The 11,779-nt window shown below is 62.5% G+C and carries 10 protein-coding genes; 1 reads left to right on the forward strand and 9 read right to left on the reverse strand.

Features of this window, described 5'->3' with window-relative positions; genetic code table 11:
• Positions 1-8: 8 nt before the first annotated feature.
• From argJ to secA, 3 genes are all read right to left on the reverse strand, one after another.
• The gene (gene argJ, locus AC1PPK_RS00295; RefSeq protein WP_481115853.1) at positions 9-1,247 is read right to left on the reverse strand and encodes a bifunctional glutamate N-acetyltransferase/amino-acid acetyltransferase ArgJ; all 1,239 of its coding nucleotides are present in this window, start codon (positions 1,245-1,247) and stop codon (positions 9-11) included.
• A gap of 90 nt (positions 1,248-1,337) precedes the next feature.
• Positions 1,338-2,777, reverse strand: coding sequence for an HDOD domain-containing protein (locus AC1PPK_RS00300; RefSeq protein ID WP_481115854.1), 1,440 nt, complete (start codon positions 2,775-2,777; stop codon positions 1,338-1,340).
• 106 nt (positions 2,778-2,883) lie between these two features.
• Positions 2,884-5,610 carry a preprotein translocase subunit SecA gene (secA, locus tag AC1PPK_RS00305; RefSeq protein WP_481115855.1) on the reverse strand — a complete coding sequence of 909 codons (2,727 nt, stop codon included), beginning with the start codon at positions 5,608-5,610 and terminating at the stop codon, positions 2,884-2,886.
• A gap of 144 nt (positions 5,611-5,754) precedes the next feature.
• Here secA and AC1PPK_RS00310 point away from each other — a divergent pair, with 144 nt between their 5' ends.
• Positions 5,755-6,186 carry a DciA family protein gene (locus AC1PPK_RS00310; protein ID WP_481115856.1) on the forward strand — a complete coding sequence of 144 codons (432 nt, stop codon included), beginning with the start codon at positions 5,755-5,757 and terminating at the stop codon, positions 6,184-6,186.
• Here AC1PPK_RS00310 and AC1PPK_RS00315 read toward each other — a convergent pair.
• From AC1PPK_RS00315 to AC1PPK_RS00340, 6 genes are all read right to left on the reverse strand, one after another.
• Complete coding sequence (locus AC1PPK_RS00315; protein ID WP_481115857.1) at positions 6,183-6,371, reverse strand: hypothetical protein; 189 nt, start codon at positions 6,369-6,371, stop codon at positions 6,183-6,185. The two genes, AC1PPK_RS00310 and AC1PPK_RS00315, sit on opposite strands and share 4 nt — an antisense overlap.
• A gap of 8 nt (positions 6,372-6,379) precedes the next feature.
• Positions 6,380-7,297, reverse strand: coding sequence for a UDP-3-O-acyl-N-acetylglucosamine deacetylase (gene lpxC / locus AC1PPK_RS00320; RefSeq protein WP_481115858.1), 918 nt, complete (start codon positions 7,295-7,297; stop codon positions 6,380-6,382).
• A gap of 168 nt (positions 7,298-7,465) precedes the next feature.
• Complete coding sequence (gene ftsZ, locus AC1PPK_RS00325; RefSeq protein ID WP_481115859.1) at positions 7,466-8,605, reverse strand: cell division protein FtsZ; 1,140 nt, start codon at positions 8,603-8,605, stop codon at positions 7,466-7,468.
• Between the two features lie 150 nt (positions 8,606-8,755).
• A complete protein-coding gene (gene ftsA, locus AC1PPK_RS00330; RefSeq protein ID WP_481115860.1) occupies positions 8,756-9,985 on the reverse strand; it encodes a cell division protein FtsA in 1,230 nt (409 codons plus the stop codon).
• Positions 9,982-10,857: a cell division protein FtsQ/DivIB gene (locus AC1PPK_RS00335; protein WP_481115861.1), complete on the reverse strand. Its 876-nt coding sequence runs from the start codon at positions 10,855-10,857 to the stop codon at positions 9,982-9,984. The genes ftsA and AC1PPK_RS00335 overlap by 4 nt, the downstream gene beginning before the upstream one ends.
• A complete protein-coding gene (locus tag AC1PPK_RS00340; protein ID WP_481115862.1) occupies positions 10,850-11,764 on the reverse strand; it encodes a D-alanine--D-alanine ligase in 915 nt (304 codons plus the stop codon). Before AC1PPK_RS00340 ends, AC1PPK_RS00335 begins: the two co-directional genes overlap by 8 nt.
• Positions 11,765-11,779: the final 15 nt, after the last annotated feature.

The following is an 11,779-nucleotide window of genomic DNA, read 5'->3' on the forward strand; positions in this document are numbered from 1 at the left end:
CACATGGATCAGGAGCGATAGTCCGCGTTGATCTTCACATAGTCATAGGAGAAGTCGCAGCTCCACAAGGTGGCTGCGACGTCGCCTCGGGCCAGGTCCACCCGGATTGTGATTTCGGCAGCGGCCATCACTCGGGCGCCGGCCTCTTCCTGATAGCTCGCGGCCCGTCCGCCTTTCTCCGCAACCAGGACTTCCTCCCCGTTGCTGGCCAGCCAGACACGCAGCGCGGAAACGTCCAGATCACCGATACCGGCATAGCCGATGGCGGCCAGGATCCGGCCCAGATTGGGGTCGGACGCGAAAAAGGCGGTCTTGACCAGCGGCGAATGGCCGATTGCGTAGCCCACCTTGCGGCATTCTTCGCGGTCCCTACCACCTTCGATCTGCAGTGTAATGAACTTGGTCGCGCCCTCGCCATCGCGCACGATGGCCTGAGCCAGCCAGATCGAGACGTCCAGAACTGCGGCGCGGAAGGCCGCGTAGTCCGCCGAGGTCGTATCGGTGATGGTGGCATTGCCTGCCTGGCCGGTGGCAATGAGGATGTAGCTGTCGTTGGTGGAGGTGTCGCCATCCACGGTGATGCTATTGAAGGACAGATCCGCCACCTCCTTCAGCAAAGCATCCAGGACCGACTGAGCCACATCTGCATCCGTGGCCAGAAAGCCCAGCATGGTCGCCATATTGGGCTTGATCATGCCAGCCCCTTTGGAAATACCGGTCAACGTCACCGTCTTGCCGCCGATCTGCACTTGGCGGGAAGTGGCCTTGGCCACCGTATCGGTAGTCATGATGCCGTGGGCTGCGTCATACCACCCATCCGCCTTGAGGGCTGCCTTGGCGCCCGGCAGTCCGGCCACCAGCCGTTCCACCGGCAGCGGCTCGAGGATCACGCCGGTCGAGAACGGAAGCACCTGACCAGGCTCGACAGCCAGTTCCGCAGCGACCGCAGCACAGGTCTCACGAGCCGCTGCCAGGCCCGGTTCTCCAGTACCAGCATTGGCGACACCGGTATTGATCACGAGCGCACGGATGTTCCCGGATGGGAGATGCGCCTTGCACACCTGGACGGGCGCGGCGCAGAAGCGGTTTTGCGTAAACACGCCAGCAACCCGGGAGCCCGGCGCCAATTCGATCAGTGTGAGATCCTTCCGGTTAGCCTTGCGGACACCGGCCTCGGTCACACCGAGACGGACACCGGCAACGGGTAAGAGGGCTGCAGCATCAGGGGGAGAAAGCAGAACGGGCATGACAGGGCTCCGGAAACGAGTGCGGATGAATAAAGACCCGCAATGATAATCCTGGAGTCCTTACCGGCGCACCCGCGACCTGTACCTGTCTCACCACTTGGCCTGAGAATAATCGCTGTCTGACGCACGCATCCCGACAGCCAGGCTTGCTTGCAATGCGAAATGCTGGACGGCACGCCAGCTCTCATCGTCAAGCGGTTTTCCCCCCCGATCGGCATACAGCACGCCGATCCATCGGTTGGCCATGCCGAAAGGCACGACAAAAGCGTGGTTACAAGCGGTCACCCGTAACAGACGACGGATCTCCTTCTGACTGCGCTTTGGTGTAACCCAGCCAGCCACTCCGCTGTCGATCGCCGCATCGATCACATCTTCTGGATCGCCGTCCATCCGGAACGCAAACTGGGCGCACAAACTCTCGCCACCAACACCCAACGCAGCCTTACCCTGCAGTTCACTCCGGTCTGGCGTCAGCAAGGCGACAACCACGCGCTCGAAGCCGACACCGCGATACACGCCTTCGAGCACCAGTTGAAGAATGTCGGCAATGCTCGCACGGCTCAAGGTCAGTGCAGTCAGGTCATGCAGAATCCGCAACTGCAAACCAGCATCCGGCCCCGCCGGAACCACGACCGCAGGCACATCAGGCTCAGCGGGCAGGTCTCGATGCGGAATGATCCTGGCTGCCTCCGGCGCCCCGAAGGTACCGGCCACCCGCGCGGCTTCATTGGCATTGGCAATCACCTCCGCCTGCACGATCGAAACACTTTGCCCGAGGTAATCAGCCACATCGCGGACGGCCTGCCTACCGGCCGGAGAATCCCAGCCGCTTTCCGCGGCACGGGCCAGCCGATGCCCAAGGACAACAGCCCGCTCCGGTCCGCGGCTACGGGGATCCCCTTCCAGTGCCGCCGCCACCAGGCTGCCAAGACGCCATTCACGGACCAGGCCAACCGACAGATGCCGTAGCGAAAAACCCAGCACGATCTGCTGCGCCTCCTCCTCGCGCATCTGGGACTGGGTAAGGCAACGGTCGAGAGTCTGCGCGTGCGCACCGCCGAAACACCAAAACGCCATTTCACCGACGCGTGCCAGCAGCGCGGCGATAAAGACCTCTTCACCGGATCCATCGCCCCGTCGCGCCGATACCCAACGCGCCTGCACTGCAGCATGGAAACTACGAGCCATCTCGATCTGCACACGGCTGCGCACACCGCCCTTCAACAGGGAATCGATCAGCGACACCGACAGCGCAAGTTCCGCCACCGGATCGAAGCCCAGCACCACAATGGCTCGCGACACCGTATTGACGCTCTGGCGCGCGTTGTTGAAATAGGCGCTATTGGCAAGGCGCAACACCTTGGACGTCATCGGCGCATCCTTGAGGATGACCTGCGCCAACGCCGATGCGGACGCCCGCTCATCACTCATGATCTCACGCAGGGCCTGGACCGTATGCCCGAAGACAGGCATTTCACACCCGCGAATCCGCTCAATCCACGCCGACAAATCCTGATCGTTCTGACTCATGCCCTCACCTCTCGCCCCATAACGGCTGCCGGCTGCCCATCTTGAGGCAGACTGTAAACGAACGGGGCCGGCATGACGCCGGCCCCGTAGTCCACATCAAGCTAACTCAGCTCAGCTTACCGTGGCAATGCTTGTACTTTTTGCCGGAGCCGCAGGGGCAAGGATCATTGCGGCCCGCCTTGGGCGCGAGGTTCACCTGCGGCTGCACGGTATCCCGGTCCGGGTTGGCGATCGCCAGAGCCTCGTCGTAATCGGCATGGTGATACTGGACGTTCTCCAACTCGGGCGGCGCCTCAGCCTCCTCCAGCTGAGCCTCCGAGCGGATCTGCACGGTCATCAGCAACTTGGTGACTTCGGTACGCACAACCTGCAGGAGACTCTCGAAGAGTTCGAAAGCTTCGCGCTTGTATTCCTGCTTCGGATTCTTCTGCGCATAACCGCGCAGGTGGATGCCCTGGCGCAGATGATCAAGGGCGGACAGGTGCTCACGCCAGTGAGTATCCAGGCTCTGCAGCATCACGTTGCGCTCGAAACCACGCCAGGCATTGATGTCCACCAGAGCGACCTTGTCCGCGTAGGCTTGGGCGCCCGCCTCGAGAATGCGCTGCAAGATGTCCTCGTCGGCGAGATTGGGCTCCGCCTTGACCCATTCGCCCACCTGCAGCTTAAGCTGGTATTCGGACTCCAGAGCCAGTTCGAGCGCGGAGATGTCCCACTGTTCCTCGACGGAATCGACCGGCACGTAGATGCGGAACAGGTCGTGCAGGACACCCTCGCGCATCGCCGTGATGGTTTCGGCGATGTCGGCGCTTTCCAGCAGTTCGTTGCGCTGCTGGTAGATCACCTTGCGCTGATCGTTGGAGACGTCGTCGTATTCGAGAAGCTGCTTGCGGATATCGAAGTTGCGCTGCTCGACCTTACGCTGGGCGGTTTCAAGCGAACGGGTCACCATACCCGCTTCGATGGCCTCGCCCTCGGGCATCTTGAGGCGCACCATGATCGCGTTGAGGCGCTCGCCGGCGAAGATCTTCATCAGCGGATCTTCGAGGGACAGGTAGAAGCGGCTCTCGCCCGGATCGCCCTGACGGCCGGAACGACCGCGCAGCTGGTTGTCGATACGGCGCGACTCGTGACGCTCGGTACCGATGATCTTCAGGCCGCCGGCCGTCAGCACCTGTTCGTGGCGGACCTTCCATTCCTCGCGCAGCTTGGTGATCTGAGCGTCCTTGTCCGCCGCAGCGAGGGACTCGTCTTCACGGATCAGCGCAATGGGTTTCTCCACGTTGCCACCCAGCACGATATCGGTACCGCGACCGGCCATGTTGGTGGCGATCGTGATGACGCCTGGCCGGCCGGCTTCCGCAACGATTTCGGCTTCCCGGGCGTGCTGCTTGGCGTTCAGCACGTTGTGAGGCAGCTTGGCACGGGTCAGCAGGTCGGACAGCACTTCAGAGTTTTCTATCGACGTCGTCCCGACCAACACCGGCTGACCACGAGCGACCGACTCCTTGATGTCGGCAACGATAGCGTCGTGCTTTTCCTTCAGGGTGCGGTATACCTTGTCGTTCTGGTCTTTGCGGATCATCGGACGGGAGGTCGGCACGACGACAGTCTCAAGACCGTAGATCTGGTGGAACTCGTAGGCTTCGGTGTCTGCCGTACCGGTCATGCCGCCCAGCTTGCCATACATCCGGAAATAGTTCTGGAAAGTGATCGAGGCCAGTGTCTGGTTCTCGGCCTGGATACGCACCCCTTCCTTCGCCTCGACGGCCTGGTGCAGGCCTTCGGACCAGCGACGCCCGGACATCAGGCGGCCGGTGAATTCGTCGACGATCACCACTTCGCCGTCCTGCACTACGTAATGCTGGTCCTTGTGATACAACGCGTGGGCGCGCAGCGCCGCGTAGAGGTGGTGGATCAGAAGGATATTGCTGGGATCGTAAAGGCTGGTCCCCTCGGCCAGCAGGCCCAGGTTGGCAAGGATCTGCTCGGCGTGCTCGTGGCCTTCTTCGGTGAGCAACACCGAATGTGCCTTCAGGTCGACGGTGTAGTCGCCCGGCGTGGTGATGTTCTCGCCCTCACCTTCCTGAACACTGAGCAAGGGCGGCACCGCGTTCATGCGCAGGTAGAGTTCGGTGTGATCCTCAGCCTGCCCGGAGATGATCAGCGGCGTCCGCGCTTCGTCGATGAGGATGGAGTCCACCTCGTCGACGATTGCGTAGTTAAGGCCGCGCTGCACCCGCTCGGCCACGTCGTAAACCATGTTGTCGCGCAGGTAGTCGAAGCCGAACTCGTTGTTGGTACCGTACGTGATGTCCGCCGCGTAAGCTTCCTTCTTCTGGTCGTGGGGCATCTGCGACAGGTTGCAGCCCACGGACAGGCCGAGGAAACGGTAGATGCGCCCCATCCAGTCAGAGTCGCGGCTGGCCAGGTAGTCGTTGACCGTGATGACATGTACGCCCTTGCCGGACAGCGCGTTGAGATACACCGGCAGCGTCGCGGTCAGGGTCTTGCCCTCGCCGGTACGCATTTCGGCGATCTTGCCATCATGTAGCACCATGCCGCCGACCAGTTGCATATCGAAGTGGCGCATCCCATGCACGCGCTTACCCGCTTCCCGAACCACGGCAAAGGCTTCCGGCAGCAGAGCATCGAGACTTTCGCCATTGGCGATGCGCTGGCGGAACTCAGCGGTCTTCCCACGCAGCTCCTCGTCGGACAGGGCCTGAATCTTCGGCTCCAGCGCGTTGACGCTGCGCACCGTTTGCGTGTACTGGCGAATCAGGCGGTCGTTACGGCTGCCGAAAATTTTCTTGAGTAGGCCTGCGATCATTTGATTTGGAAGGGGAAACGCGGCAAAACGCCGATTCTAACATGGCGTCCGGACTCGACCATGACAGGCCCACGGGCGGGCGCCCGCTTGTACGACACGAACGTTCTCCATAGCATGGGGGCGCATTCCCGAAATCCAAGCCCCATGAGCACCAGTTCGATCGACAATTTCCTCGGCAACGGCACCACCCTGTCCCGCCTGCAGGCCCACGCAGGCCGCCTCCTGCGTCTGCAGCGTCAGCTCGACGCCCTGCTGCCCGACTACATGGCCCGCAGCTGCAAAGTCGCCAACCTGAAGGGGGAGGAACTGGTACTGCACGTGGATAGTGCCGGGCTGGCCGTCAAGCTACGCCAGGCTGTACCCAGCCTGCTGACTGACTTTGCTCGGGCCGGGGTGCTGCTCCGCGACATCAAGGTCAAGGTCGCGGTCCGAGAATACCGCCCGGCCCCTCCCCCACCGCCGTCCCGCCACATCAGCGACTCGACCCGCAGCGGACTCGACCAGCTAGCCTCCGACCTCCCGGCCGATTCACCGCTGGCCAAGGCCCTGAAGCGTTTCGTGAAGAATACGGGTTAGACGAACGGAACGAGCACGCGCTCGAGGATCAGCAGCGCGAAAAACAGTAGCGCAACAATGATGGCGTAACGGAACAGGCGCCAACCCAGCACCAGATAGCGCTGCTCCCGCGTGAAGATGAAGGCGAACACCGATGCCCCGATTCCGATCGCCACCAACACCGCCACAATGCGCAGGATCAGCAAGGCAAACCTCAGGCGCTGGCAAGGTCGAAGAGTTGCGCCACCGCTGGCGGCGTCTTGGCATCTTCCTCGAAGGTGACGATTTCCCAGGCGCTGCGGTTTTCCAGCAGCACACGCAGGATCTGATTGTTCAGGGCATGTCCGGACTTGTAGGCGCTATAGGACGCCAGTAAGGAATGGCCCGCCAGGTACAGGTCGCCGATAGCATCGAGCACTTTGTGCTTCACGAACTCATCCGCATAGCGCAGGCCATCAGCATTCAGCACGCGGTATTCATCCATCACGATCGCGTTATCGAGGCTCCCGCCCAGACCAAGACCATTCGCGCGCATGAACTCCACGTCCTGCATGAAGCCGAAGGTGCGTGCACGGGCGACTTCGCGCACATAGGAGTGCTCGGCGAAATCCACGGTTACGGATGTTCCGGTACTGTCGATGGCTGGGTGGTTGAACAGGATGGAGAAGCTCAGCTTGAAGCCGTCGTAGGGCTCCAGGCACACCCATTTGTCCCCCTCCACGTACTCGACCGGCTTGACGACCCGCAGGAAACGCTTGGGTGCCTCCTGCTCCTCGATACCGGCGGACTGGATCAGGAACACGAACGGGCCGGCGCTACCATCGAGAATGGGAATTTCCGCCGCGTCCACGTCGATGTGCGCGTTATCGACGCCCAGCCCGGCCAGCGCGGACATCAGGTGCTCGACGGTATTGACCTTCGCACCATCCTTCTGCAGGCCCGAGCACATGCGCGTATCGCACACGGCATAGGGGTCAGCCGGCAGATCCACGACCGGATCGAGATCGACGCGGTGGAAGACGATGCCAGTATCCGGCGCCGCCGGACGCAGCGTGAGCGAGACCTTGTTGCCGCTGTGAAGCCCCACACCGGTAGCGCTGACGAGGGTTTTCAGGGTTCTCTGCTTCAACATGATGATCCGGTCTCGCATTCAACTCGTTGAATTTTAACACACCACCCTTGTCGCACTGCAGCATCAAGCGTAGACCACCCGGCATCCAAATGACAAACGCGCAGCGGACGGAGGCAACGTCCCACTGCGCGTTTGTCTAAGCCACCACGAGGGGCGGCTCTTTGCGGGTCAGTCCGCCTGCTTGCGCAGGAAAGCCGGGATATCCAGCGTGGACATACCGTTGGCGCTCATGGCCTCGACCGTCGTACGGGACGTGCGGCGGATCACGGCCGGCAGCTCCAGGTTACCGTAATCCACTTCCATGCCGACGTTGTCGGTACCGGTGCGGATCACCTGCATCTCCGGCTTGCGTGCAGCGGCTGCACGCACCACGCCGAGGCCAGTAGCAACCACGGTAACGCGGATGCGATCTTCCATATCCTCATCGAAGACCGTACCGTACTTGACGAAGGCTTCCTGAGCAGCGAAGGCCTGCACGGTGCGCACGGCATCACGGACTTCAGCCATCTTCAGGCTGCGGTTAGCGGTAATGTTGATCAGCACGCAACGGGCTCCAGCCAGTTCGGTACCTTCCAGCAGCGGTGACACGGCAGCCTGTTCAGCAGCAATACGGGCACGATCTAGGCCGGACGCCTCGGCAGAACCCATCATCGCGCGGCCCATTTCGGCCATCGCAGTACGCACATCCTGGAAGTCCACGTTCACCAGGCCATGCACGTTGATGATTTCGGCTATGCCGCCGACCGCGCAGGTCAGCACGTTGTCGGCGGAGCGGAAGCACTCCTCGAAGCTGGCGTCATCACCATACACTTCGAGCAGCTTGTCGTTCAGCACCACGATCAGCGAGTCCACCTGCTTGGAGAGTTCCTCCACGCCACTCTCGGCGACGCGGATACGGTTCTCGAAATCGAAAGGCTTGGTCACCACGGCCACGGTCAGGATACCCATTTCCTTGGCAATCTCGGCCACCACCGGTGCGGCACCCGTCCCCGTGCCACCACCCATGCCGGCAGTGATGAAGCACATGTGCGCCCCCTCCAGTGCCGCCGCGATGGCGTCGCGGGACTCCTGGGCCGCGGCACGACCGGCCTCCGGCTTCGCGCCGGCACCCAGACCACTCTTGCCGAGTTGGACCTTGGTGTGCGCCAGACAACGAGTCAGGGCCTGGGCATCGGTGTTGGCGGCGATGAAATCGACACCCTGCACCCCTTCGCGGATCATGTGATCGACCGCGTTACCACCAGCGCCACCGACACCAATCACCTTGATGTTCGTGCCGCCAGCAGCCTTTTCAACAATTTCAAACATTTACCTCGCCTCCAAGAGATACTGCGCTGATCGTGCCACTGCGCAACCGGCCCCATATTTAGTGATAACCGCAAATTTTACAGCTAAATAAGGGCCGCTCGCACACTGTTATCCAATTGCAATGATTTCACCCACCGGGCCCAACGGCCCTCAGAAATTGCGCTCAAACCAAGACTTCATCCGCGAAAACACCTGCCCCACATTGCGCGTCTGACGCGCCTGAATACCTCGCCGCTTTTGCGCAGCCCCCTCCATCACCAGACCCATCGCATTGGCATAGCGCGGTTCGCAAACCACGTCGGCCAGCGCACCGTCGTATTTCGGATAACCGATCCGTACCGGCATGTGGAAGATCTCCTCACCCAGTTCGACCATGCCCTGCATGACGGCTGCGCCACCCGCCAGCACGATGCCGGAGGACAGCAACTCCTCGTAGCCCGAGCGGCGTAGTTCGGCCTGGACCAGTTCATACAGTTCGCACACGCGCGGCTCGATCACGTCGGCCAGCGCCTGGCGGGACAGTTTGCGCGGCGGACGATCGCCGACTCCCGGCACCTCGATCATCTCGGAGGCATCGGCCAGCGTGTGCATCGCTACACCGTGGCGGATCTTGATTTCCTCGGCCTCGGCGGTCGGCGTGCGCAGCGCCATCGCAATGTCGTTTGTGACCTGATCGCCGGCAATTGGAATCACCGCGGTATGGCGGATCGCACCCTGCGTAAACACGGCCAGGTCGGTGGTGCCACCGCCAATGTCCACCAGGCACACGCCCAGTTCCTTCTCGTCTTCCGACAGGGTCGCGTAGCTGGAGGCCAGCGGCTGCAGGACCAGATCGAGCACCTCGAGGCCGCAACGGCGCACGCACTTAACGATGTTCTGGGCCGCTGACACAGCACCGGTGACGATGTGCACCTTCACTTCCAGACGCACGCCGCTCATGCCGATCGGCTCTCGCACGCCATCCTGGCCGTCGATGATGAATTCCTGGGTCAGGATGTGCAGGATCTGCTGATCGGCCGGCAGCGGCATCGCGCGGGCAGTCTCGATGACCCGTTCGACGTCGATCGGCGAGACTTCCTTGTCCTTGATCGCCACCATGCCGTTGGAGTTGAAGCTGCGGATGTGGCTACCGGCGATACCGGTATACACGTCGCGGATCTTGCATTCAGCCATCAACTCGACCTCCTGGATAACCCGCGAGATCGCATCGACGGTAGCCTCGATATTCACCACCACACCCTTCTTCAGGCCCGAGGACGGCTGCGTGCCGAGGCCGATCACGTCCATGCGGCCGTCCGGCTTGAGTTCGGCCACCACGCAGGTGATCTTGGATGTACCGATATCGAGGCCGACGATCAGTTCCTTATATTCCTTGCTCATCGCTTACCTTTGCTTTCTTGCTTGCCCGCCGCCACTGCAGGCGGTATCGGCCGGAGGGCAAAACCACTGGGGTAGCGGAGATCCACTACCGCCACATTCATGTTCACTTGCGCCTTGGCGCGGGGGTAATACTTCACGAAGCGGGCCAGGCGCTCGTCGATCGGCGCCTTCGGCTGGTCGTGTCCGAGCTCGATAGTGAGGCCGTCGTCCATCTTCAGCTGCCAGGCCTCCCGGGCCGACAGGGAGACGCCGACGAGTTGCTTGCCAAGGGGGCCTAGCTTGCGGGTGAACTCGTCGAACTTGGTCAACAGCGCCCCGGACGAGCCCTCAGGTCCACTGAAGATCGGCATGCGCGCATTGCTGGCCGCCGAGAACACTTCACCGTACCGATTCACCAGGCGCATGTCACCGGTTTCGCCCACCCTCCAGTAGGCTGATGCAACATGCTCCTCGAGACGCACTTCGATACCGCCCGGCCAGTGCCGGCGCACATCGGCACGCCGCACCCACGGCAGCTTCTCGAAGGCCCCGCGCACATCATCCAGATCTACCGTGAAGAAATTCCCGCGCAAGGACGAACGCGCCGCGTATTCCAGCTGGGCCGTGGTGACCTGGGCCAGCGGCGTCATCACCACCACCTCGCGCAGCGGGTACACCGGCAGGCGCGAAATCGCCGCCACCGCCGCATAGCCGAGGCCCGCCGCGCCGAACACCATCAGCACATCGGAAATGAGATTGAGGAGCTGTGGACGATCCCACAGCCCGTTCCCTCCCGCGTCCCGGGCCGGGCGCGCGGCGCGCGCGCGCTTCGCAGGGGCAGCCTTGCCTCCCGCTGGCGGCGGAACGTTGGAAGTGGTGCGCTGGTCAGCCAAGACGCGCTCCGGCAAGGATTTCCAGGCACAGGGCCTCGAAGGACAGACCGGACACACGGGCCGACATCGGTACCAGCGAGTGGTTGGTCATACCAGGCGCGGTGTTGATCTCAAGCAACGTGAAACTGCCGTCGTCCCGCAGGATCAGGTCGGCACGGCCCCAGCCACGACAGCCGAGCACCTGCGCACAACGCACGACGGCCACCTTGATCTCGGCCTCAAGGGCCTCGGGCAGACCGCTCGGGCAGAAGTACTGGGTGTCGTCGGTGAAGTACTTGTGCTGGTAATCGTAGTTGCCATCCGGCGCGACGATGCGCACCAGCGGCAGGGCCTGATCGCCGAGGAAGGGCGCGGTCAACTCCTGGCCGGTCACGAACTCCTCCGCCAGCACCAGCGAATCGTACCTGGCCGCCAGTTCCCAGGCAGCCTTCAGCTGGCCCGCCTCGGTGACCTTGGCGGCGCCCATGCTGGAGCCTTCATGCACCGGTTTGACGAAAATCGGCAGGCCAAGCTGAGCCACCACCGCATCCCAGTCCGTCCTCTCGTCGAGGATTGCGAAGCGCGGCGTCGGCAGGCCGCTGGCCAGCCACACCAGCTTGGTGCGCCACTTGTCCATGGCGATGGCGGAGGCCATCACGCCGCTGCCGGTATAGGGAATGCCCATCAGTTCGAGGGCGCCCTGCACTGTGCCGTCTTCGCCACCGCGCCCGTGCAGCGCGATGAAGACACGGTCAAACCCCTCTTCCTTGAGGATGTGCAGATCCCGCTCGGCCGGATCGAAGGCATGGGCATCCACGCCCGCGCCCTGCAGGGCCGCCAGCACGGCACCTCCCGACATCAGGGAAATCTCCCGTTCAGCGGACGTCCCGCCCAGCAGGACCGCCACTTTTCCGAATCGACTGCTCACCTCAGTTGCCACCTT

The sequence above is a fragment of the Zoogloea sp. JDB1 genome (assembly GCF_056724025.1).